General features: G+C 71.7%; 21 protein-coding genes and 1 pseudogene. 12 read left to right on the plus strand and 10 right to left on the minus strand.

The genetic code is table 11. The annotated features are described in order from the left end of the window. Nucleotides 1–1,178 (plus strand): type I polyketide synthase (locus CUT83_RS13135; RefSeq protein WP_143688543.1); only part of this gene is annotated, 1,178 nt, incomplete at its 5' end. A 69-nt stretch (nt 1,179–1,247) separates the two neighbouring features. Here CUT83_RS13135 and CUT83_RS13140 read toward each other — a convergent pair. Then, nucleotides 1,248–2,237 carry a helix-turn-helix transcriptional regulator gene (locus CUT83_RS13140; RefSeq protein WP_420882423.1) on the minus strand — a complete coding sequence of 330 codons (990 nt, stop codon included), beginning with the start codon at nt 2,235–2,237 and terminating at the stop codon, nt 1,248–1,250. 169 nt (nt 2,238–2,406) lie between these two features. On the opposite strand from CUT83_RS13140, the gene CUT83_RS13145 reads away from it, so the two are divergent. From CUT83_RS13145 to CUT83_RS13155, 3 genes are all read left to right on the plus strand, one after another. Beyond that, a complete protein-coding gene (locus CUT83_RS13145) occupies nt 2,407–3,039 on the plus strand; it encodes an ATP-dependent Clp protease proteolytic subunit (protein ID WP_165869488.1) in 633 nt (210 codons plus the stop codon). A 144-nt stretch (nt 3,040–3,183) separates the two neighbouring features. Continuing rightward, nucleotides 3,184–3,834: an ATP-dependent Clp protease proteolytic subunit gene (locus CUT83_RS13150; RefSeq protein WP_101256039.1), complete on the plus strand. Its 651-nt coding sequence runs from the start codon at nt 3,184–3,186 to the stop codon at nt 3,832–3,834. Next, the gene (locus tag CUT83_RS13155) at nt 3,827–5,305 is read left to right on the plus strand and encodes an MFS transporter (protein ID WP_101256049.1); all 1,479 of its coding nucleotides are present in this window, start codon (nt 3,827–3,829) and stop codon (nt 5,303–5,305) included. The genes CUT83_RS13150 and CUT83_RS13155 overlap by 8 nt, the downstream gene beginning before the upstream one ends. Before the next feature lie 227 nt (nt 5,306–5,532). Here the strand turns inward: CUT83_RS13155 and CUT83_RS13160 are convergent, their stop codons facing one another. Next, entirely contained in the window at nt 5,533–6,498 is a 966-nt protein-coding gene (locus CUT83_RS13160) for a PhzF family phenazine biosynthesis protein (RefSeq protein ID WP_101256040.1), read from the minus strand. Between the two features lie 163 nt (nt 6,499–6,661). On the opposite strand from CUT83_RS13160, the gene CUT83_RS13165 reads away from it, so the two are divergent. Next, nucleotides 6,662–8,293 carry an alkaline phosphatase D family protein gene (locus tag CUT83_RS13165; protein WP_165869486.1) on the plus strand — a complete coding sequence of 544 codons (1,632 nt, stop codon included), beginning with the start codon at nt 6,662–6,664 and terminating at the stop codon, nt 8,291–8,293. Nucleotides 8,294–8,439: 146 nt separating this feature from the next. Then, nucleotides 8,440–9,810 carry a multidrug effflux MFS transporter gene (locus CUT83_RS13170; protein WP_101256042.1) on the plus strand — a complete coding sequence of 457 codons (1,371 nt, stop codon included), beginning with the start codon at nt 8,440–8,442 and terminating at the stop codon, nt 9,808–9,810. 7 nt (nt 9,811–9,817) lie between these two features. Here the strand turns inward: CUT83_RS13170 and CUT83_RS13175 are convergent, their stop codons facing one another. Together CUT83_RS13175 and CUT83_RS13180 are read right to left on the minus strand one after the other, a co-directional pair. Continuing rightward, complete coding sequence (locus CUT83_RS13175) at nt 9,818–10,783, minus strand: pyridoxamine 5'-phosphate oxidase family protein (RefSeq protein WP_240957953.1); 966 nt, start codon at nt 10,781–10,783, stop codon at nt 9,818–9,820. 129 nt (nt 10,784–10,912) lie between these two features. Further along, nucleotides 10,913–11,377: a VOC family protein gene (locus tag CUT83_RS13180; RefSeq protein ID WP_101256044.1), complete on the minus strand. Its 465-nt coding sequence runs from the start codon at nt 11,375–11,377 to the stop codon at nt 10,913–10,915. 146 nt (nt 11,378–11,523) lie between these two features. Between CUT83_RS13180 and CUT83_RS13185 the strand changes: the two genes are divergently transcribed. The 3 genes from CUT83_RS13185 (at nt 11,524) to CUT83_RS13195 (ending at nt 15,300) form a co-directional block, all read left to right on the plus strand. Beyond that, nucleotides 11,524–12,114: a CGNR zinc finger domain-containing protein gene (locus tag CUT83_RS13185; protein WP_101256045.1), complete on the plus strand. Its 591-nt coding sequence runs from the start codon at nt 11,524–11,526 to the stop codon at nt 12,112–12,114. Nucleotides 12,115–12,427: 313 nt separating this feature from the next. Next, entirely contained in the window at nt 12,428–14,239 is a 1,812-nt protein-coding gene (locus CUT83_RS13190) for a GmrSD restriction endonuclease domain-containing protein (protein WP_240957955.1), read from the plus strand. Nucleotides 14,240–14,244: 5 nt separating this feature from the next. Then, nucleotides 14,245–15,300: a CBS domain-containing protein gene (locus CUT83_RS13195; protein WP_338104168.1), complete on the plus strand. Its 1,056-nt coding sequence runs from the start codon at nt 14,245–14,247 to the stop codon at nt 15,298–15,300. 115 nt (nt 15,301–15,415) lie between these two features. Here CUT83_RS13195 and CUT83_RS13200 read toward each other — a convergent pair whose 3' ends face one another. Then, nucleotides 15,416–15,853, minus strand: a complete 438-nt coding sequence (locus CUT83_RS13200; RefSeq protein WP_101256050.1) for a DUF4259 domain-containing protein — start codon at nt 15,851–15,853, stop codon at nt 15,416–15,418. Nucleotides 15,854–16,165: 312 nt separating this feature from the next. On the opposite strand from CUT83_RS13200, the gene CUT83_RS30110 reads away from it, so the two are divergent. Further along, nucleotides 16,166–16,315: a hypothetical protein gene (locus CUT83_RS30110; RefSeq protein WP_158239007.1), complete on the plus strand. Its 150-nt coding sequence runs from the start codon at nt 16,166–16,168 to the stop codon at nt 16,313–16,315. 512 nt (nt 16,316–16,827) lie between these two features. On the opposite strand, the gene CUT83_RS13210 is transcribed toward CUT83_RS30110, so the two are convergent. The 4 genes from CUT83_RS13210 to CUT83_RS13240 all read right to left on the minus strand — a co-directional run bounded on the left by CUT83_RS13210 (nt 16,828) and on the right by CUT83_RS13240 (nt 19,848). After that, nucleotides 16,828–17,166: a hypothetical protein gene (locus CUT83_RS13210; protein ID WP_093852392.1), complete on the minus strand. Its 339-nt coding sequence runs from the start codon at nt 17,164–17,166 to the stop codon at nt 16,828–16,830. A 1,225-nt stretch (nt 17,167–18,391) separates the two neighbouring features. Beyond that, a complete protein-coding gene (locus CUT83_RS13230; protein WP_093852394.1) occupies nt 18,392–18,694 on the minus strand; it encodes a hypothetical protein in 303 nt (100 codons plus the stop codon). Nucleotides 18,695–18,763: 69 nt separating this feature from the next. Further along, the gene (locus CUT83_RS13235) at nt 18,764–18,967 is read right to left on the minus strand and encodes a DUF397 domain-containing protein (protein ID WP_093852395.1); all 204 of its coding nucleotides are present in this window, start codon (nt 18,965–18,967) and stop codon (nt 18,764–18,766) included. Beyond that, the gene (locus CUT83_RS13240) at nt 18,964–19,848 is read right to left on the minus strand and encodes a helix-turn-helix domain-containing protein (RefSeq protein ID WP_093852396.1); all 885 of its coding nucleotides are present in this window, start codon (nt 19,846–19,848) and stop codon (nt 18,964–18,966) included. The genes CUT83_RS13235 and CUT83_RS13240 overlap by 4 nt, the downstream gene beginning before the upstream one ends. Before the next feature lie 251 nt (nt 19,849–20,099). On the opposite strand from CUT83_RS13240, the gene CUT83_RS13245 reads away from it, so the two are divergent. Beyond that, nucleotides 20,100–20,702 (plus strand): ATP-binding protein, encoded by a 603-nt coding sequence (locus tag CUT83_RS13245; protein ID WP_240957956.1) that lies wholly within the window; start codon nt 20,100–20,102, stop codon nt 20,700–20,702. Here the strand turns inward: CUT83_RS13245 and pglX are convergent. After that, nucleotides 20,703–22,007 (minus strand): annotated as a pseudogene (pglX, locus tag CUT83_RS13250) (BREX-2 system adenine-specific DNA-methyltransferase PglX); the annotation flags it as partial. It abuts the gene before it with no gap. 49 nt (nt 22,008–22,056) lie between these two features. Here pglX and CUT83_RS13255 point away from each other — a divergent pair. Continuing rightward, nucleotides 22,057–22,862, plus strand: a protein-coding gene (locus CUT83_RS13255; protein ID WP_420882460.1) for an IS5 family transposase whose coding sequence is annotated in 2 segments (ribosomal slippage) — nt 22,057–22,392 and nt 22,395–22,862 — 804 coding nt in all. Because the reading frame shifts where the segments join, the coding sequence is not laid out codon by codon here. Nucleotides 22,863–22,871 lie beyond the last annotated feature (9 nt).

Raw genomic sequence — 22,871 nt, forward strand, 5'->3', positions numbered from 1 at the left:
GCCTCGGCTCTCTGGACCCGGACGGCACGGTGCTGGTGACCGGTGGGACGGGGACGCTGGGGGGTGTGGTGGCGCGGCATCTGGTGGTGGTGCACGGGGTGCGGCGTGTGTTGCTGGTCAGTCGTCGGGGCCGGGAGGCGGCGGGGGCTGCGGAGTTGGTGGCGGAGTTGGGCCGGTTGGGGGCGGAGGTGGAGGTGGCCGCCTGTGATGTCGCCGACCGGGCGGCGGTGGCCGGGCTGCTGGATGAGTTGCCGGCCGGGCGTTCGTTGTCGGCGGTGGTGCACACCGCCGGGGTGCTGGCGGATGCGACGGTGGAGTCGTTGACGGCCGGGCAGGTGGAGGAGGTGCTGCGGCCGAAGGTGGACGCGGCGTGGCATCTGCACGAGCTGACGCGGGGGATGGGTCTGTCGGCGTTCGTGCTGTTCTCCTCGCTCGCGGGAGTGCTGGGCGGTGCCGGGCAGGCGAACTACGCCGCGGCGAACGCGTCCCTGGACGCCCTGGCGGTGCACCGCCGGGCGCAGGGGTTGCCGGCGGTGTCGTTGGCGTGGGGGTTGTGGGGGCAGAGCAGTGGGATGACCGGTGAGCTGTCGGAGGCGGACCGGGCCCGGATGAGCCGCACCGGGGTCCTGCCCATGCGGGCCGAGCAGGCGCTGGCGCTGCTCGACTCCGCCCTCGCCCTGCCTTCCCCGCAACTGGCGCCCGCCCTCTTCGACCCCGGTGCGCTGCGGGACCGGGCGGTCTCCGGCATGCTGCAGCCGATGCTGGCCGGTCTGCTGCCGGCGCCCGGCGGAACGAGGACGGCGGACGAGGCGGATGAGACGGGCGAGGCGGATGAGACGGGCGAGACGGGCGAGGCCGGTGAGACGGGCGGTGGCGGCGGAACCGCCGGTCCCGCCTTCACCGGTCCGCCGGACCCGCGGGAGGTGCTGTCCCTGGTCGTCGGCCACGTCGCGGAGGTCCTCGGCCACGACTCGCCGGAGGAGGTCGCCGTCGACGAGGAGCTGATGGACCTCGGCGTGGACTCGCTGATGGCGGTCGAGCTGCGCAACCGGCTCAACGCCGCGACCGGTCTGAGCCTGCCCGGCTCGCTGATGTTCGACTTCCCCACGGTCGAGGCGCTGGCCGGGCACCTGGCGGAGGAACTGGCGGCCGGGGGGTCCGGCCCGGAGGAGGACTGAGCCGGCACGGGACGGGGTCCGGCGCTCCGCGACGGCGGAGCGCCGGACCCCGTCACCGGTCCACCGGTCTCACCCGGGGGCGGGGACGGCCGGCCGCTCCCGGCCCGCTCCCGGCGACAGCTCGCGCTGTGCGCCGGGCCGGGGCGCGTCCCCGGCGGGTGTGAGGACGGTCAGTTTGGCGCGGGAGCCGGAGGCCTCCCGGTAGAGCAGTTCCACGGTCCGCACGGCGACGGCGCCGCGGCCGGGGCGGTGCATGAGGTACGCGGCGGTCTGCGGGCCGGTGACCTGGTGCTCCTCCCACCACCGGCGGAAGAGCGGGCTCTCCTCGGACAGTTGCCCGACGATCTCGGTGACGCGCGGGGACTCGTAGCAGTACACCACCTCCGCGCGGAAGCGGGCCACGAGGTGCCGGGCCTGGGCCGCCCAGTCGACGAAGCGCTCGCGTGCCGCCTCGTCGGTCATCATCCACATCAGGATGTTGCGCCGGTTCTCCGGAAGGCGACCGAAGTCGGTCAGCCATTCGGCGGCGGCCGGATTCCAGCTGAGCAGATCGCCGGAATAGGAGCAGAGATAGGAGGGAATGGGGTTTATGGAGAAAGTGACATTGTCCAGGAGGGCCTGGAATTCCGGCAGTCGCTCCAACCCCGGTTCTTCGCCGGTCTTCTCGCGTGATAAATTGTGCAGGTACTGGCGCTCGTAGGTGTTGAGCCCCAGGACGCCGGCCAGGTTGTCGAGGACTTCGGGCGAGGGCGAGATGTCCCGGGCCTGTTCCAGGTAGGTGTACCAAGTGGGGCTGACGCCCGCCAGTACGGCGACCTCCTCACGGCGCAACCCCGGTGTCCTGCGCCGCACTCCCCCTGGTAACCCGACGTCAACCGGCATGACCTTCTCGCGTCGCTTGCGTAGGAAGTGTGCGCGTTCACGTCTGCGATGATCATCGACCGACACCTGCTTCCCCCTCAGCATCTGCCCATCAGTTGTCTCGCCAGTTAACCACAACGGTCGAACACCCGCACGGGGATGACCGCGGCGTGGGAGATGTTTAATCCCGTACCTCATGTGCGCTCTGAGCGAACGATGCGCGGAACTGGCTGGGGAAGTTTCGGCGTGCGTGCTACGGTCCTCAAAAGTACTGTACGGCAAGCGAGTTGGCGGCTTCCGGTCCAACCGAGCGCCTCCGCCGCCCGCGAAACCAACTGGGGGTTCAGTGACTTATCGCAGGGATGCTCTGGAGTCGGACCCGGCGGCGAATTACTTACGAGCCGACGCCGGCTCCGCGCCCGGATGGGGAATCGGAGACCAGGTATACGGCAGGCTTCTGAAGGACCGAATCATCTTCCTCGGTCAGCAGGTCGACGACGACATCGCGAACAAGATCACAGCCCAGCTGCTGATGCTCGCCGCCGACTCCGAGGAGGACATCTACCTCTACATCAATTCGCCCGGCGGTTCCGTCACCGCGGGCATGGCCGTCTACGACACGATGCAGTACATCAAGAACGACGTCGTGACGATCGCCATGGGATTCTGCGCCTCCATGGGGCAGTTCCTCCTCACCACCGGCACTCCGGGCAAGCGGTTCGCGCTGCCGCACACGAAGATCCTGATGCACCAGCCCTCGGCCGGCCTGGCGGGCTCCGCCAGTGACATCAAGATCTACGCCGAGCAGTTGCTGCGGACGAAGAAGGAGATGGCCGAGCTCATCGCCCAGCACTCCGGCCAGGACGTCGAGAAGATCGTGAAGGACTCCGATCGCGACCGCTGGTTCACCGCGCAGCAGGCCAAGGAGTACGGCCTCATCGACGAGGTGATGGGGTCGACCGCGGGCGTGCCCGGCGGCGGGGGCACCGCAGCGCACTGACACAGGCACGGGAGGGGCGGGGCTCTCGGGGGCCGGCCCCTCCCGTGTCCGTGCCCCGGCCCCGAGAGCCCCGCCCCCCGAGAGCCCCGCCCCTCCCGCGGAACGCCGCGCACCCCATCGCCCAGCCCCGGAGGACAAGGCACCATGGCAGCTCCCAGCACGCCGCAGGCCCGCTACGTGGTCCCGCGCTTCGTCGAGCGCACCACGAACGGCACCCGCGAGTACGACCCCTACAACAAGCTCTTCGAGGAGCGCATCGTCTTCCTCGGGTCCGAGGTGGACGACGTGTCGGCGAACGACATCATGGCCCAGCTGCTGTGCCTGGAGTCGGCCGACCCGGACCGGGACATATCCCTCTACATCAACTCCCCCGGCGGCTCGCTGACCTCGCTCACGGCGATCTACGACACGATGCGGTTCGTCAAGCCGGACATCCAGACCGTCTGCATGGGCCAGGCGGCCTCCGCCGCGGCCGTGCTGCTCGCCGCCGGCACCCCCGGCAAGCGCATGGCACTGCCCAACGCCAGGGTGCTGCTGCACCAGCCGTTCAGCCAGGGGCAGCAGGGGCAGGTCTCCGACCTGGAGATCCAGGCCCGCGAGATCCAGCGGGTCCGCGACCAGCTCGAGGAGATCCTCGCCCGCCACACCGGGCGGGACGTGGCGCAGGTGCACGAGGACATCGACCGCGACCACGTCATGACGGCCCCGGAGGCGCTGGAGTACGGCCTGATAGACCAGGTGATCGGATCCCGTGCCGCCTCGAGCGCGACGGGGAGTGCCGGCAGTGGTGTCTGAGTCCACCGTCGACGAGGCGGGCGCCGCGGGAGAGGCCGACGGCCCCGCGCCGCGCCCTGCCGCGTCCGCCCGCCGCTGGCTGGTCCTGGCCGTCATCGGACTGGCACAGCTGATGGTCATCCTCGACGTGACCATCGTCAACATCGCACTGCCCTCGGCGCAGCGGGACCTGGGCTTCTCCGACGACAACCGCCAGTGGGTCATCACCGCCTACTCGCTGGCCTTCGGCAGCCTGCTGCTCATCGGCGGCCGTGTCGGCGACCTGTTCGGTCACAAGGCCACGTTCGTGATCGGCCTGTCCGGGTTCGGCCTCGCCTCCGCGGTGGGAGGAGCCGCCGACAGCCTGGAGGTGCTGGTGGCCGCCAGGGCGCTGCAGGGAGTCTTCGGCGCGCTCGTCGCCCCGGCCTGCCTGGCCCTGCTCAACATCACCTTCACCGATCCCAGGGAGCGGGCCAGGGCCTTCGGCGTCTACGGCGCCATCACCGGCGCCGGCGCGGCGATCGGCCTGCTGCTGGGCGGGGTGCTCACCGAGTACCTGGAGTGGCGCTGGTGCCTGTACGTGAACCTGTTCATCGCGGTCTTCGCCCTGGCCGGCACGTTCGCGTACATCAGGGGCAACGACCGTGCCGAGCAGCGCGACCGGCTCGACCTGCCCGGCAGCCTCCTGGTCACCGCCGCGCTGTTCTGCGTGGTCTACGGCTTCGCCAACGCCCAGACGCATCCGTGGAGTTCGCTGCCCACCTGGGGCTTCCTGGCCGGGGGCGCCGTGCTGCTGGCGGCCTTCGCCCTCTGGCAGACCCGGGCGGCCAACCCCGTCCTGCCCCTGCGGATCCTCCTCGACCGCGACCGCGGCGCCTCCTTCGCCGCTCTGCTGGTCTCCGGCGCCGGCCTCTTCGGGGCGCCCCTGTTCCTGACCTTCTACCTCCAGCAGGACCTGGGGTACTCGCCCATCCAGACCGGTCTCGCCTTCCTGCCCATGAACACCGGCATCATGATCACCGCGATCGGCGCGGGCAACGCCCTGATGCCCCGCTTCGGCCCCAGGGTGGTGGTGTCGGCGGGCATGGCGGTGTCCGCGCTCGGCCTGGCCTTCCTCACCCCCCTGGACGCGGGCAGTTCGTACCTCACCCAGATCCTGCCCCCGGTGTTCGTGATGGGGCTGGGGATCGGCCTCGTGCTCGCCCCGGCGATGAGCCTGGGCACCGCGCGGGTCGACCCGCGGGACGCGGGAGCGGCCTCGGCGAGCATCAACGTGATGCAGCAGGTGGGCGGTTCGCTCTCCATCGCGCTGCTGTCCACGGTGGCCGCGGGTGCTGCCCGGGACCACCTCGCCGGACACAGGCCCACCCCGGAGCTGGTGGCACAGGCGGGGATCGAGAGCTACTCCGCCGCCTACGGGTGGGCGGCGGGCTTCTTCGCCGCCGGCATGGTCGTCACGGCGCTGCTGTACCGCCGGCGGGAGCACGCCTGACGGAGCCGGCCGGGCACGTCCACGGACAGCGGGCCGCCCGGCCGCCGCGGTCTCCCCGCGGCGGCCGGGCGGCTTTTTCCGGTACCGGGGCGGGCCCGCCGCGCTCAGGCGCGCCGCAGCACCTCCGGCGGCAGCTCCGCCGGCGTGCGGTGGCCGGACGGCCCCGGTGCCGGGCGGGCCGCCCGGCTCGCCCATGCCCTGTCCGTCCCTTCCCTCGGCTTCCCGCATCACCCGATGCGGGAAGCCGCTCCCGACACCCGCACGCGCGGGTCGTCCTCGCGCAGCCCGACCTCCAGCAGTCCGGGCCGGCCCATGTCGTGCCCCTGGTGGAGGGTGATCACCGCCGGTGCGGTGATCAGGCCCAGGGCGCGAAGATACCCGCCGAAGGCCGCCGCGGCCGCCCCCGTGGCGGGGTCCTCCACCACGCCGCCGACCGGGAACGGGTCGCGGACGTGGAAGACCGCTCCCGCTCCCGTGCCGCCGCCCGGCTCCGTCTCCCGCCACACCAGTTGGACGGTGGTCAGGTCCAGCCGCAGCATCAGCGCCCGCAGCCGCTCGAAGTCGTAGTCCAGCGCGGCCAGCCGCTCGCGGGTCGCGGCGGCGAGCACCAGGTGCCGGGCCCCGGCGTAGGCGATCCGGGCGGGCAGTGCGGGGTCCAGCTCGCCGGGCTGCCAGCCGAGCGCGGCCAGCGCCTCGGCCAGGTCACCCTCGCCGATGCCGGCCACGTACGGCTCGACGCTGGTCAGCGTGGCGCGCAGGCCGCCTCCGCCTCCGCCGGCGGCGGTGACCGTGACGGGCACGGTCCCGGCCGGGGTGGCGAAGACCAGCTCGCCCGGCCCGATCCGCTCGGCGAGCGCGACGGCGGCGGCCACCGTGGCGTGCCCGCAGAAGGGCACCTCGGCGGCGGGGCTGAAGTACCGCACGGCGAAACCGCGCCCCGGCGCCGCGCCCGGCCCTCCGTCCGCGCCCGGCCCTCCGTCCGCGCCCGGAGCCCCGTCCCCGTCCGGCGGAAGGGGGGTGAGGAAGGCCGTCTCCGAGTAGCCGACCTCGGCGGCGATGGCGAGCATCCGCGCCTCGTCCAGGCCGCGCGCGTCGAGGACGACTCCGGCCGGGTTGCCGCCGTCCGGGTCGGATGAGAAGGCCGTGTAGCGCAGTACGTCCGGGGCCCCGGACCCCGTCTCCGTGGTGGTCATGTCCGGCCCAACCCCGTGCCGCCCGGCCCGTATTCCGCACCGCCCGCGCGGAGCGGAACGCCTCCCGCCGCACGGTTCGCGTCACCCGCCCGCCATAAAAGCGTCGTGTACGCGCCAACGTGTTGCCGCCGCACCGCCGCCCCGGAACGCTCCAATCATGCGCATGACGCACTCACCGAGCGCCGACGCAGAACTCAGAGCCGCCGCACGCCACCTGGGCCGCCGCCGCTTCCTGACCGTCACCGGAGCGGCCGCCGCTCTGGCCCTGAGCACCAACCTGCCCTCCACCGCCCACGCCGCCCCCGCCCTCGACCCCGCCCGGATCAACGGCGACCCCTTCACCCTGGGCGTCGCCTCCGGAGACCCGCGCCACGACTCCGTGGTGCTGTGGACCCGCCTGGCCCCCAGGCCGTACGAGCCGGACGGCGGGCTGCCCGCCGAGCGCGTCACCGTCGGCTGGGAGATCGCCCGCGACGAGCGCTTCCGCCACGTGGTCGCGCGCGGCGCCGCGCTCGCCCACCCCGAGTTCCACCACACCGTGCACGTGGAGGCCGGCGGCCTCGCCCCCGGCCGCGACTACCACTACCGCTTCCGCGCCGGCCGCTGGATCAGCCCCGCCGGCCGCACCCGCACCGCCCCCGCGCCCGGCGCGGTGCCCGCCTCGCTGAACTTCGCCCTCGCCTCCTGCCAGGCCTACCACCAGGGCTACTACACCGCCTTCGGGCACATGGCCCGCGAGGAGGACGTCGACGCCGTCCTCCACCTGGGCGACTACCTCTACGAGTACGCCGTCGACTCCGCCGGCGGCGACCGGAAGTACACCGACCGCACGCTGCCGGAGGTGTTCGCCCGGGAGACGGTGACGCTGGAGGACTACCGGCTGCGGTACGCCCTCTACAAGACCGACCCCGACCTCATGGCCGCCCACGCCGCCCACCCGTGGATCGTCACCTGGGACGACCACGAGACGGAGAACAACTACGCCGGCGGCATACCGGAGAACAACGTGCCGCCGGAGGAGTTCCTCATCCGCCGCGCCGCCGCCTACCGCGCGTACTACGAGAACATGCCGCTGCGCCGCCCCCAGCGCCCCCAGGGCCCGGACCTGAGGCTCTACCGGCGCCTGCACTACGGCCGCCTGGCGCAGCTCGACGTGCTCGACACCCGCCAGTACCGCGACAACCAGGCCAACGGCGACGGCTGGAAGGTGCCCACGCCCGAGTCGCGGGAGCCCTCGCGCACCATGCTCGGCGCCGCCCAGGAGCGCTGGCTGGCCGACGGCTGGCGCCGCTCGCGGGCGCTGTGGAACGTGGTGCCGCAGCAGGTCGTCCTCTCCCGCCGCCGCAACCGGGTCGAGGGCCCCTGGCCGGTCTCCATGGACGCCTGGGACGGCTACCCCGGCGCCCGCGAGCGCTTCCTGGCGGACGCGGAGGCGGCCGGCGTGGACAACCTCGTCGTCCTCACCGGCGACGTCCACGTCCACTACGGGCTTGACGTCAAGCGCGACTTCGACGACCCGGACTCGCGCACCGCCGGTGTGGAGATCGTCACATCCTCCATCTCCAGCGGCCGGGACGGCGCGGAGCGGCCCGCCAACTGGCAGAGGCTGATGACCGCCAACCCGCACCTGCGCTACTACAACGGGCGGCGCGGCTACGTGATGCTCGGCCTGGACCGTGAGCGGCTGCGCGCCGACTACCGCACGGTCTCCGCCGTGACCACCCCGGGCGCGCCGGTCACCACCGCGGCGTCCTTCGTCTCGCCCGCCGGGGAGCCGGGGCTGCTGCCGGCCTGATCCGGCCTGTTCCGGCCTGATCCGGCCTGATCCGGGGCCCCGTGCGGGCCCGCCGGGCGGTTTTGTCCGGATACTGAACAAAGGGGGTGCGCCGGGGTCGGGAAACCTGGGATGATTGGACGGTTCCGTCGAATCTGGAGAGGTGAATGACCGACCCCGGCCCGTCCCCGGCCGCCGCTGCCGAAGCCGAGATACCCCAGCAGCTCCCCGCGCCCCCGGCCCCCGGCCCCCTGGAGGCCGGTTCCCCGAAGTCCGGGCGGGGGGTGGACCGAGCCCCGCAGCGGGCCCGGCCCACCGGCCCCGCCCGCGCCGGGCTGCTGATCACCCTCATCCTCGGCGGCCTCACCGCCCTTCCCGCGCTGTCGATGGACATGTACCTCCCGGCGCTGCCCGACATCGGCGCCGTCTACGGCAGCCCGGCCGCCCAGGTGCAGCTCACCCTCACCGCCTGCCTGCTGGGCCTGGCCGTGGGGCAGATCGTCGTCGGCCCGATGAGCGACCGGTTCGGCCGCCGCCGCCCGCTGCTGGCGGGCATGACCGGCTACGTCCTGGCCAGCGTCGCCTGCGCCCTGGCCCCCGGCGTCCACGCCCTGACGGCCTTCCGCCTGGTCCAGGGGCTGGCCGGGGCCGCGGCCATCGTGATCGCCCGCGCGGTCGTCCGCGACATGTTCGACGGGCTGGCCATGGCCCGCTTCTTCTCCACCCTGATGCTGATCTCCGGAGCCGCCCCGATCCTGGCGCCGGTCCTCGGCGGGCAGGTGCTGCGGTTCACCGACTGGCGCGGCGTCTTCCTGATCCTCGCGGGCTTCGGCCTGCTCCTCACCCTCGTCACCGCCCGCTGCCTGCCGGAGACCCTGGCCGTGGAGAAGCGGCACGGCGGCGGGGCCCGGGAGGCGCTGCACACCATGCGCGGGCTCTTCGCGGACCGGGTCTTCACCGGCTACCTGCTGGTGGGCAGCTTCGCCTTCGCGGCGCTGTTCGCGTACGTCTCCGCCTCGCCGTTCGTCATCCAGGAGATCTACGGCGCCTCGCCGCAGACCTTCAGCCTGCTGTTCATGGTCAACTCCATCGGGCTGGTGGCCGCCAGCCAGATCAACGGCAGGCTGCTGGTCGGCCGGGTCTCCCTGGACCGGGTCATCGCCGTCGGCCTGGGCCTGATCCTGCTCTCGGCCGGCGCGCTGCTGCTGATGACCGCCGGGGTCCTGGGGGACGTCGGTCTGGCGCCGGTCTCGGCGGGGCTGTTCGTGCTGATGTCCGCCATGGGACTGGTGCTGCCCAACTCCGGCTCCCAGGGGCTGATGCGCACCCCGCACGCGGCGGGCTCGGCCTCCGCCCTGCTGGGCACCTCCCAGTTCCTCATCGGCGCGATGACCCCTCCGCTGGTGGGCGTCGCGGGCGAGGACACGGCCGTGCCGATGGCGGTGGTGCAGCTGGTGTGCGTGCTCGTCGCGATCGTCTGCTTCGCCGCGCTGTGCCGCCCGGGGCGGGTGCGCGAGTGCGGGCGCGCACGCGCCTGACGCGGCCTCAGGCGGCGCTCGCCGAAACGGCCCCGGGCACGGCGGGGTTGAAGCGCGAGAACTCCGGCGGGCTCCACCCGGCGGGCAGGGTGCCGGGAAGCTCGGTGACGCCGGTGACGGTGAACTCGACCGTGCGGCCGGTCTCCGCGTCCCCCCGCCCCCCGGCGTGCCCCGCGCCCCAGTCGATCCGCGCGGTGCCGGTGAGGTGGAGGGTGGCGCCGGTCGCGTAGTCCGGCACCACCAGGCCCGCCCTGGGATTGACCAGCAGGTTCCCCAGGGTCAGGAGCATCGCGTTGCCCGTGTAGTCCGGCCAGCGCAGCCGGGTGGGCGAAAGGACCCGGAGGAAGCCCGGGTTGCCGCCCCGGTGGGAGGCGTCGGCCCGGCCGTGCTCGTCGGCGGTGGCGACGAAGAAGGTGTCGGCGCCGGCGACGAGGCGCCGCTGCCCCTCGTCGAGTCGGTCGCCGCGGCGGACCCGGGCCGGCCGTGCGGCGAGGGGCGCCGGCGGCGTACCCGGACCGGCCGCCGGAGGGACGCGCCGCTGGATGTACTTGGGGCAGTTGGCCACCACCTGGTCGAGGTCGACGAGCAGCCCGCCGCCTCCCGGGCGCGCCGTGCCGTTCATCCGCATCCGCCGCCGGGTGGCGGTGTCGATGGCGAGCATGCCCAGGTGGGCCGGGCGCTCCAGGACGGACGCCAGGGGATCGGCCGGGGCCGGACGGGCCGCGACGGCCAGGCCGCGCTCGCCCTCGGCGCGCAGGAACCCCGCGGGGCCGGTGAGCACGGTGGCCCACACCTCCCCGCGCTCGTCGGCGGCCCCGGCGACCAGCAGGCGCTGCTCGGTGAGGAAGGCCGCCGCCACGGGCGGCACGGTGCCGCGGATCGCGCGCCCGGAGATCTCGGCCTTCCTGCGCAGGCCCGCGCGCTCCTGGGCCTCGCGCTCGCCGCGGTGGTAGGGGCTGTTCACGGTGCTCACTCCTCGGAACGTGCGGTGCGGTTCGGTGCGGCGGGACGGGACGGGGCTGTACGGGGCGGGGCGGTACGGCCGGGCGGCCGCCGCGGGCCGGATCGGGAAGCGGCGGCCGCCCGGCCGTGTGCCGGCGGATCAGAAGAAGCCGCAGGTGGGAGCCGAGGCGACGGGGGCGGCGGCAGAGTCGGCGCCGGTCGGGGCGTAGATCTCCAGCCGGATGCCGTCGGGGTCGGTGAAGAAGATCCCTCCCGAGGCGGCGCCCTCGCCGTGGGGGACGACGCCGTCGTAGGCGAACTCCGCTCCCAGGCCGCGCAGCACCTCCTCGGCCGCGCGTACCTCCTCGACCGTCTCCACCTGGAAGGACAGGTGGTGCAGACCGGGCCGGCCGGTGGCGAAGGCGCCCTCGCTCTGCTGCCACAGGGTCACCATCAGGCGGCCCTCGCGGCCGAGGAAGGCGAAGGCGCGGCCGGGCTCGCGGCCCTCCGCCTGCACCTCGAAGCCGAAGACCTTCCGGTAGAAGTCCAGCGAACGGTCCAGGTCGGTGACGTTCAGACCGATGTGTCCGGTCTGCAGTGCGGCGGGGGCGGCGGTAGCGGACATGGCGAAGCACCTCCAGCGCGGAGCCCGGGGCCATCCCGGGCTAACCGTTGAAAGTGACTTTAGGGGTTAGATGCGAAGGCGGCAACTCCCTATCCCGCGATAGCCGGTTAGGCTGGGGTGGCGAACAGCCGACGGAAGGAACGCGCATGGGTGCCGGCACGGAGGACGCGGGCCCGCCGGCCGGGGTGGCCGGCGCCGATCCCAGGCCGCTCCTGGGCGAGCCGCTCAGCCTGGACCTGCTCAACACCCGGTGGGTCGACAACGGCGTCCGGCACGACCTGCTGGACGGCCCCGAAGGGTTCGGCGTGTGGCTGGCCGGCCACGGCCTGCTGGAGAGGGCCGGCGCCACGCCGGCCGCCCTGGCCGCCACCCTCGCCGCCCGCGAGGCGCTTCAGGCCGTCGTCGCCGACCCCGGCGACGGCCGGGCCCGGGAAGGACTCAACGCCGTCCTGGCGAGGGGGCGCGTCCTGCGCAGCCTGGGCCCCGAAGGCCCGGCCGAGCGGGCCGAGACCGACGATCCGGCCTGGCTGGCGGCCTGGCTGGCCGCCGACGACTACCTGCGTCTGGTGGGCGCCGCCCCCGACCGCATCCGGGCCTGCGCCAACGACGAGTGCGTCCTGCACTTCTACGACGTCTCCCGGAACGGCACCCGCCGCTGGTGCTCCATGTCCGGCTGCGGCAACCGCGCCAAGGCCTCACGCCACTACGCCCGCACCCGCCGCCGCGAGGACCCCTAGCGGGCCGGGGTGGGGAGCGGCCCGCGCCAGAGTCGCCGGAGCGGCGAGAACGCGCCGGATGCCCGGCCCCGCCGGGCGCCGGGCGGGAGGCGTCCCGGCGAACCGGGCTTTCCTCCCGCAACCCCCTGAGCACCGGTTTCCCGCGGCCGAAGCGGCCGGGTCCCGCCGGCCGCCCCCTCGCGCGCAGCCCCCGCACCCTGGCCGAATCCCTGCGGTGGTGCGGGCGGAAGCGAAGGGGTCTTTTGACGCTTCATCATCTGCCTTGCTGCAATTGTCTTTTGAACATTTCGGCCGAACGTGGGGAAGAGACGGCGTGGCGCTCGACAGTCCGAAGCTCAAGGACGTCCTCAGGGACGTCGCCTCCGGGGTCCTCCAGCTCCCCGACTTCCAGCGCGAGTGGAAGTGGGACGACGAGCGCATCCGGGCGCTCATCGCCACCGTGACGCTCGACTACCCGCTCGGCGTGGTGATGGCCCTGGAGACTGGCGGCAAGTCCCCCTTCAAGGCCCGCGCCCTCAAGGGGGCCGAGGGCATGGAGGAGAGGGTGCCCGACCTGCTCCTGCTGGACGGCCAGCAGCGTATGACCTCCCTCTTCCAGGCCCTGCACCGCGGCGACCCGGTCGAGACGGTCGACACCCGCGGCAAGCAGCTCAGGCGCTGGTACTACGTCGACATAGCCAAGGCGATCGGCGCGCCCTCCGAGCGCGACGAGGCGGTGGTCTCCGTCCCCGAGGACCGGTTGCTGAAGACGGGCTTCCCCCGCCGGGAGACGATCGACCTGACCGAGCCCGAGCTGGAGTGCGCGGCCGGTCATTTCCCGATCCACCTGGTGTTCGACACCCAGAAGGTCAACGCCTGGAAGAGGATCTTCGTCGGGATCGCCGACGAGAACTGGGACCGCTGGTCGCAGTTCGAGGAGAACGTCCTCAACAACGTGAAGTCCTTCCAGGTCCCCATGATCAAGCTCGCGGCCTCCACCACCATGGACGCGGTCTGCGCCGTCTTCGAGCGCGTCAACACCGGCGGCGTCCCCCTCAACGTCTTCGAGCTCCTCACCGCCACCTACGCCGGCAACCGGGAGTACGCCGCCCGGAACGGCACGTACTACCGCCTGCCGGACGTGTGGTCCGCGATCAAGCGGAAGCTGGCCTCCGCCCACTCGGTCTTCGGCCGCGTGGAGGCCGGTGTCGAGGACGGGCTGAGCAGCAGCGACTTCCTCCAGGCCGTCGCCCTGGTGCGCACCTGGGAGCGCAAGCAGGAGGAGCCGCGCGCCGCGGTCTCCTGCAAGCGCCGCGATCTGCTGGAACTGCCGCTGGCCGACTTCGACCGCCTGGCGCCCCGCCTGGCCGACGCCTTCCACTGGGTGGGCGCCTTCCTCAAGCGGCAGTGCATCGTCCGCACCACCGACCTGCCCTACCGCACCCAGCTCGTCCCGCTGGCCGCCGTGCGGGCCATCATCGGTGCCGAGACGGACACCCCCGGGGCCGAGGAGCGCATCGACCGCTGGTACTGGTGCGGCGTGCTGGGCGAGATGTACGGCGGCGGTGTCGAGAGCCGCTTCCCGCGCGACGTGGAGCAGCTCATCGCCTGGATCCGCGACGCGGACGCCCCCGCCCCCGACACGGTGGCCGAGGCGGCCTTCCTCGACGACCGCCTGAACAGCCTGGCCACCCGCAACAGCGCCGCCTACAAGGGCGTCTACGCCCTGCTGGTCAAGCAGGGCGCGGTGGACTGGTACTTCACCGAGGCGCCGCTGACCCCGGCCCGCCTGGTGGAGCAGAACGTGGACGTGCGGCAGATCTTCCCCCGCGACTGGGTCGAGAGGAACGCCTCCGGCGAGTACGCCCGCCGCGTCAACTCGATCGTCAACAAGACCCCGCTGTCCCTGCGGGCCGGACGCAGCATGGTGGGCCCCCCGCACGCCTATCTGAAGACGCTGGTGCAGGAGTCGGGCATGCGCCCGGAGTGGTTCGACGACGTGCTCGCCACCCATCTCGTCGACCCCGCCGCCCTCCACCAGGGCGACTTCGAGCGCTTCTACGACGGCCGCGCCAAGCAGCTCCTGGAGCTGGTGAAGTCGGCCATGGGCAAGCAGACCGTCTTCCGTGAGGCGCAGGCCCGGTGAGCCCGGTGAGCACTGTGCCCCGCACCCCCTCGCAGGAGGAGCTGCGCGCCCTCGGCGGCCGGACGCTGACGGTCTCCGGTCTGCTGGAGGTCTTCGGCGTGCGCACGCGCGACGACCAGACCGTCCTGCACATCACCCAGGCCCTCAAGGACGCCGGCCTGTCGACGGACCCGGACTTCGCCTCCCGCCGGCTGCGGGAGGAGTTCCAGGTGGTGTTCCTGGACTCCGCGTCGGGGACGGCCCCCGACAGCGAGGCCGGGGAGGAGGACGAGGGCCTGCCCTGGGGCGCGCTGCCCCAGCAGCCCTTCACCATCGGCGACATCCCGGCCGCCCGCCGAGGCGTCGAGCGCGTCGGGCCCGGCGACAAGCTCACCCAGGCGATGTACCTGATGCAGACCAAGCGCTACTCGCAGGTGCCCGTCCTGGACGGCGACTCCGGTCTGAGGGGCGTCGTCACCTGGCGCTCGGTCGCCATGCTCCTCGCCGCGGGGAAGGAGGCGGAACTGGAGGACGCCGTCGAGCCCGATCCGCCGGTCGCCCAGACCTACCAGGAGTTCTTCTCCCTGCTGCCCACTATCCGGGAGCACGGCTACGTGCTGGTGCGGGAGAACGACGGAACGGTCACCGGCATCGTCACGGCGGCCGACATCACCGAGCGCTTCGACGACACCGCGCGCCCGTTCTTCCTCGTCGGCGAGATCGAGTACCGGCTGCGCAGGTGCCTGGGCCCGAAGATCCCCGCCGAGGCCGTCAAGGCCGTCCAGATGCGGGAGAAGACCGGCCGGATCACGGACCTGATGTTCGGCGACTACGTCAAGCTCCTCGACGGCGACCAGCGCAACAAGCACGGCCACCGCAAGGAGGCGGCGTGCGCCGCCGCCGACCGCAACTGGGCGGCGCTCGGCTGGGACAAGGTGGTGGACCGCGACGAGTTCGTCCGCCAGCTCGACCGGGTGCGCGGCATCCGCAACAAGATCGCCCACTTCGACCCCGAACCGCTGCCGCCGGGCAAGACCGAGGAACTGCGCCAGTTCGTCACCCTGCTCCGCCAGCTCACCTGAGCCGGTCCCCGGCGGTCACCTGCCGGGGCGGGGCGCATCCGCCGGGGAAAGGGGGCGCCGGGGACCGTGCGTGGTCCCGGCCCCCCTTCCGCGCCCCCTGGCACCGGGTCACGGGTCAGACGTCGTGCGGTGCTTCCTCCCGGGGGCCGGGTTCGGGCGCGAGGACGGCGCGGAGGCGGCCTATGCCCTCCCGCCACTGCGGGCCACTGGTCGTCTCGTCCCAGAGTGCGGCGAGCTCGGACTCCCCGGCGACCACCCGGTCGAGCGCTTCGACGGCGAGCGGCCGGAGGTCGCCGGAGAAAACGGGAAGGGCCTCCTTGGGCCCGTAGGCCGTGCTGACCGGCTCACCGCCCGGGCACTGCGCCGCGACGAGCGCGGCGGCCGCGACGGCCTCCTCGCCCTCCGAGCCGTCGAGGTAGTCGCGGGCCCGGGCGACGCGGCCGAGCGTCGTGCGCACGAGGCTCTCGCGTTCGTCCGGGGCCGTCCCGTCCAGGGTGCCGGCGAAGTCCGCGGCCGTGTCGTTCTCGAAGGGGCCGAGGTCCCAGGTTCCCATGATGATCTCCTCGCGTTGGCGTGCGGCGATCATCGCAGCGGTCACTGACAACGGCCGTCAGGAGGAAAGCGGGACGCGCTTTCCGGGGGAGGGCGGAGCCGTCGCGGCCGGACATCCGGCACCTGAGCATCCTGATCCGGTCGGCACGCTTTCGATGACGACCGGGGCCCAGGGCAGGTGGGGCCGGCGGCAACGGCGTCGCGGTCTCGGCCGGTTCCGATGCCAACGGCCTTGCCGGGGCAGGGAGTCACCGCGCGTGCGGCACCACCGGGCGGGCCACAGCTTCGCAACACGGACGCCGCCGCGCTGCCCATGGAGATCGAGCAAGCGGCCCTGATCATCGCCTTCCACTGCTACTACCGGCACAACGTCCGCTTCCCTGACCCGGCCAGGAGCACCTACCACACAGAAATGATCAAGTTCGTCGACTCCGTGGAGTCCGCCGCGACCCGGCTTGAATGAGCACTCCGGAGTTGCGTCCGCTCCTTGAGCGGACTTTCTCCCGCCCCGGGGCGGCGAAAACGCGCCGGATGCCCGGTCCTGCCGGGCGCCGGGACGGGCGGCGTCCCGGCGAACCGGGCGCTCCTCCTGAAGCTCCTGCGAACCGCACAACGCGGCAGCCCGGAGTGCGGGCGGGGCGTCGGCGGGACTGCTCCCCGGCAGAATGAGCCGCATGACCGCAGACAAGGGCGCGGCGTTCACACCGCCGCGAGGCGCCACGGGCTTCTTCCGGCCGAAGGACGGGCCGCTGCCGGAAACCGACCGGCGGATGTTCCGGGCGGCGCTGTACACGGCCGCCCGGGCGGCCGGAGGCCGAAGTGCACCACTCCCGGCACCGCTGGGTCCTGACGAAGTACGGGACGCAGCCCGGGGCCGCGCAGACGCGCACATCGTGCCGCCCCGGACCCGTCATCGCGGGAGCAGGGGCATGGGCCCTGGGCCGATTCTGTCCGGGCGGTGCTGACCACCACAGTTCAGGGCAGTCGACGCCCCATCTTCGCCGACTGTCGCTCATGCCCCTTGGTTTCCCACCACTCCTCCAACAGGCCGCGGACCAAGGACACGAGCATGCTGAGCCGGTCAGGTTCGGGCGCGGGGGAAGTGAGCACGTCCGCAAAGGACTTGTCGTCCCACGGCAGCGTGACTTCCCAACGCTCCTCCTGGTGGCCCTGACGCGCGATGGCCAGTCGGTACGTCAGGACGGTACTGCGGTCCAGGTGGTGGTCGATTCGGAGGTCGGAGACGTCGAACCGCGTGCCGCGGCTGGTGAATGAGCACGCCAGAGCCCGCTCCGCCGGAGTCTGCGCTGCCATGGAAAGCCCGAGCCTTTCGTCCCGTCCGTGGGAAACAGGTTCCCGTACAGGTCGCCGCTGGTGCGGTGACCGAGAAGGTTCACTGGGTTCGTCATCGGGTCTCGCTCACCGGGGGCGGCGGCACTCCGCGTGCTGCTACCCCCGGCAAGATCTCTCGGTCGCGAGACTAACAGGCCGCAGTCGCCGTGACCTTGTACGCGGTGCGGAGATCGTTGACCGCAGCGGGGGTCCCCAGGATGGTGCGGAACGTCTCACGGCTGCATGGCGGCAAGGTCCAAGTGGAGTATCCACTGCCGTTGGGCTGCCCGCTCGCTATGGCATTGCTTATCTTGTTGTCGAACGAGTTACTCCAGCGGTGCTGGATATGCTTCCACCCCCACGTGCTGGTGCCGCAACGGAGTGTGTACCTGGCGGGTCCTCGGAAATACGTCCGCACTATGTGGTTCCTGCCGTTGTTCTTGCAGGTCGTCGTAATGTTCGCCACGCTCATATCGTCGGCTGTCTGCCGCAGGGTGGGGCGGCTGTTCTGGGCGACGGCGGGACTGATGGCTCCCGTCGTTACCAGCGCGCATGCGAAGGCGGCAGTGGTGATTCTGTACCTCATGGCCGATCGTTTCCTCTCGCCGGTTTCTGCTGCTCTCTTTTGTCGACCGTTCCAGCTCACGTAGAAAATGACCGACGCTTCCATGGTTGGAGACAGAGCAGTCGCTGTGTTGTTATCCGATCCAAAACGAGGCGCGAGTGAAGGTCAATATTATTTCGAACGATGGCTCGAATGTGAGGACCGGGGCTCGAAAGCAATGATGCGGTGGTGTGCATCGGTTGAACGCGGCGGTCCGCACGGTGACGGCAGGGTGGCTGCCTCCGGGCTTCGGCTGCGGGTCGCGTACTGCGAGGTGAGGTTCGGTGTCACCCGCGCGCGGGCCCACCACCTGCTCAAATATCGTCCGCGCCTGGGCTGTGCACCGAGATGTACGGAGCTTTGATGCCAGGGTTACGGTCCTGGTGGGAAAGAAGCACCAGCGTCACGGCAGCGATGTGGTGGATCGGCGGGGCCGGATGCTCCTACGGGCGTTTGCCGGTTCGGCCCGGTCGCGCTACGGGGTACAGGCCGTGGACCGGTGCCGACGCCAGCGGCCTTGCCGCAGCTATGGGTCACTGCTCGTGCGGTACTACCGGGCGGGTCACGGGAACCACGGTGAGGAGGTCGTCCAGCCCTTTGAAGTCATCCGGGCCGGTGGTGAGGAGCGGCGGATTCCCGGCCACGGCCACGGAGGTGATCACTCTGCTCGGCCGTGTGGTCCTGGTCCGCGCGGAAGGCGTCCAGGCAGACGCTGGGAGCGGTGCGGGACGTCGCCGCGAACTCCGCCCGGGGGACGAACCGCCTGCGCCGCCGTGGCGGGACCGGCGAGCCGGTCCCGCTGCCGTCGCGGGTGACGGTGAACGGCTGTCCGGCCCGGACGGTGTCCATGAACTCCCCGGATCCGGCGAGCGGTTCGGGTTCGGTGATCTCGGGCTGTTCGGTCATACCGTTCACGGTCTTCCCGAGCGCGCCGGTCCTCCCGGGCGGGGCCACCGCCCGGGAGGACCGGTCGGCTCAGCGCAGGTGGTCGAGGAACGCGCCCCAGGCGTCCGGGCTGATGCCGAGCACCGGGCCGGCGGGGCGCTTGCTGTCGCGGACGGGGACTATGCCGGGGATGTCGTCGGCCACCTCGACGCACTCGTTGTTGCCGCCGCTGTGTGTACTGCTGCGCCACGTCGCGCCCGACAGGTCCGGAGTGCTGTGGCGTGCGTTCTTCATGCTCTGTGCTCCTTGGCCCTGCGGTGGATGACGGCACGGGACTCCACCGGAGAGAGCGCCGATGTGCGTGCGGCGTCGAACAGGTCCCGGTATCGGGAGACCTCCGCCTCACGCTCAAGCCACATGGAGCCGGTCGGGTTGTCCGCCAACACCACGTCGAGCGCCCCCTCTTCGGGGAAACCCAGCACCACGTACGGGCCGAACATACTCGCATGGGCGCCACGGGAGAACGGCAGCACTTGGACAGTCACGTTGGGGCGCTCGGAGGTGTCCAGAAGGTGCTGTAGCTGTGCCCTCATGACCTCCGGACCGCCGACCTGCTGGAGGAGCACGGCTTCCGAGACGACGGCCCAGAGGCGGAGCGGGGATTGGCCGGTCAGCCTCTCCTGACGGGCGAGGCGCACCTGTACGAACTTCTCGATCTCGTCCGCCTTCTGCCACTGCTGCGAGGCCACCGTCACGGCCCGGATGTACTCGGGTGTCTGGAGCAGCCCCGGCACAAGCTGTGCCTGGAAGGTGCGGATGGAGTCCGCCATGGTCTCCAGCGAGATGTAGTCACGGTAGGTGTCCGCGAGAACGGAGCTGTACTGGTTCCACCAGCCCTGCCTGCGGCGGCGGTTGGCCTTGCGCGCCAGTGCGGCCAGTCGCTCGCGGGTGTCGGGGTCGGACATCTCGTAGGCGTGCAGCATGGCGGTCAGGTCTGGAAGCCGGACCGCCACCCGGCCGTTCTCGATCCGGCTGATCTTGCCCTTGGTGCAGTCGAGAGCCTCGGCGGCCTGGACGGTCGTCAGCCCTGCCGCCTCTCTCAAGCGGCGCAGCTCGTCTCCGAGTTGGCGACCGAGAACGGTGGACGGGTTCAGGGTGTTGCTCTTCGCAAGCATGTCGACACGTTTAGCAGAGCAACAGGCTGCATGGAATGGTATTAATCCGAAAGAGGGAACATCGGCATCATCTTTACCGGAAACGTTGCAAGTACGCTTGATCCGCCTTCATTCTGCTGGCCATGGACACCGGCGTCCCACGGCCAACTGGCCGCTTCCGCAGGGGACTCCGGTCGAGCATCGACTCCCTGGGGGCTGCCATGGCCACACCGCATCACGTCACCTTCCGGCTGTCTCGGCGTCGTAGCAGCGTGCCCAGAGCGCGAGCGCTGCTGGGGGCGGTGCTCGGGGAGTGGCGGGTCGGACAGGACGTACTGGAGACGGCGGAGCTGGTGCTGTCGGAGCTGGTCACCAACGCCGTGCGCGTACGGGTGCCGAACGACCGGCAGGTGGGGGTGAAGATCGCGCACTCGCAGGCGGACGGCCTGCTGCGGCTGGAGGTGAGCGACGCGGGGGACGGGTGGCCCAAGGTGCGCGACCCCGGCGAGGACGAGACCGGCGGACGCGGCCTGCTGCTCGTGGAGTCGCTGGCCCACCGCTGGGGGGTGCGCAAGCGCGCTTGCGGCATCGGGAAGACGGTGTGGGCCGAACTGAAGGCCCCGGACCTCGTGTCCGCACCCGTCGAGAGCGAGATCGCGGCGGTGACGGTCCAGCCCGGCCAGCAGGTCAGGCTCTGGGGGCTGTGGAAGACGATCCGCAGCGTCAGGGGCGAGCGGTCGCCGCTGGGCGGGCTCGCCATGGTGCTGGAACTGGACGACGGCCCGGCGATGCGCGTGGACGCCGCCGAACCGCTGATCGTCAAGGACGGCGCTGTGTCCTCCCCGCCGGAGAGCGGGGAGGACACAGCGGAGTGATCACGCCTTGGCGGCGCGGCGGCCCCGGGTGGCGGCCGGGGGCCGCCAGGCGCGCAGGTCGTCGTCGGTCAGGCCGTGCTCGCCCTGCTTCTGCTGGCGGTAGCCGGCGAAGAAGTCCGCCGGGGAACCGCTGTAGGCCATGTCGAACTCGTTGTGCCACTGCTCCAGCCACGGCTGGAGCTCCAGCAGGCCCGCGAGGAACGGGGTGATCTCCTCGGTGGACAGCGCGGTGTTGGTGAAGTACGTCGCCAGCGCCTGGGCCTGCTCGCGGTGGTCCCAGCCCGCCCAGCCGTACAGCTCGGGGGTGGCGGCGTTGGTCTGGCCGTAGGAGATGAACCGCTCCTTGGGCACGTCCAGCTTCCCGCGCGCCTTCCAGTAGGAGGGGCGCAGGAAGTCGGCCGAGGTGTACTTCGGCGGGACGGGGATCGTCTCGCGGATCTTGCGCTTGGCGGGCTCGTCGGGGGCGGCGTCCTCCTGGCGCTGCAGGTCCCACACCCGCTCCCAGTCGGCGCGCTTCTTCAGCCCGCTGGGCTTGTAGCGCAGGGCGGCCAGGAACGGCACATGCTCGCCGCTGATCAGCTCCGCCACCACTGTCGCCAGCTCCTTGCGGGGTGCGTAGAGCTTGGCGACGGCGGTGAAGTCCTCATCCTGGGAGAGGGCGTCGGTGAGGCGGGCCAGGGTGAGGAGGGTGGGCTGGCCGCTCTCGTCGAACCACAGCTCGCGGGCCTCCATCCGGTCCAGTAGCCAGGACCGCAGGGCCTTCTCCTGCATTGCGTCCCAGCCCTCACTCTCCCAGGGACGCTTGTAGTCAGGACGCTCGACCATCCCGATGGCGCGGGAGGACTCGATGGCCTCGATCCGCTTCCGCACGACGGCCTGGTAAGCGGCTGGCCAGCGGGCGGGAATCTCAGTTGTGGGACTAGCCCTATGATCCGCAAACCACCTGTCCGTGGCCTCACCCTGGGCGACCCGACGGGCCAAAACGATCTCAAAGGCGCGCTCCCCGAAGGTGATTTCGGGAATGCTCGGGTCATTGGGGTCCTCGGAGACTCGCAGATCCTCGTCATGCAGGCCGTAAAGAGTGTAGACCTGCCAGTCCAGTTCCTCCTGCAACGCGATCATCCGCGTCCGCGTGGCCTCCCACCGTGCCCGGGCCTCCCGCAGTACTCCGGCGGTGGGAACCGCCTCAGAAGCGACGGTGACAGGGTTGGTGGCAGAGAGTTGCTGAGCGAGGATATCGAGAGCAGATGCAAGGGTGGTGGGATACTCGGCAGGAAGTGGAAACTCCTGAATTTTAGACCTTGTCTCACGTGGTGGGTTCGGTGCGGCATGATGGGTGGCTGTGAGTGTTGATCTGTCGCAGCGGTTGGTTCCCGACGGTTTGTGGGAGCTGGCAGCTCCGCTGCTGCCGAAGTTCACGTCCCGGCCGCAGGGCGGTGGGACCGCCCCGGTGGACGAGCGGGCCGCTTTCACCGCCGTGGTGTACGTGCTGACCAGCGGGTGTGCCTGGCGGCATCTGCCGGAGACCTTCGGCATCTCCCCGGCCACCGCGCACCGCCGGTTCACGCTCTGGACCGAGGCCGGGCTGTGGCGCCGGCTGCACCGGGCGGTGCTGGACGAACTCGGGGCCCGGGGCGAGGTGGACTGGGCCGCGGCGATCGTGGACGCGGCGAGTGTGCGGGCGAAAAAGGGGGCTCGCTGACCGGGCGCAATCCGGTCGACCGGGGCAAGAAGGGCAGCAAGCTCCACGTTCTGTCCGATGCCCAGGGCCTGCCGCTCGCCCTGGGCGTCTCGGGCGCGAACGTCCACGACAGCCAGGCGCTCCTGCCGCTGGTGGCGGGCATCCCCGCCGTCCGCTCCCGGCGCGGCCCGCGCAGACGCCGCCCCGGCAGGCTCCGCGCCGACAAGGCCTACCACTCCGCCGAGAAGCTGGCATGGCTGCGCGAGCGGGGCATCGTCCCGCGCATCGCCCGGCCCGGCATCGAGTCCGGCGAGCGCCTGGGCCGGCACCGCTGGAAGATCGAACGGTCGATCTCCTGGCTCTTCGGCTACCGGCGCCTCACCGTCCGGTACGAGCGCAAGGGCAGCCACTTCCTGGCCTTCCTCGGCCTCGCGGCCGCCCTGACCTGCTACAAGAAACTCGCCCAACTCACCACGTGAGACATGCTC

The sequence above is a fragment of the Streptomyces barkulensis genome (assembly GCF_002843305.1).
Lineage (GTDB): Bacteria > Actinomycetota > Actinomycetes > Streptomycetales > Streptomycetaceae > Streptomyces > Streptomyces barkulensis.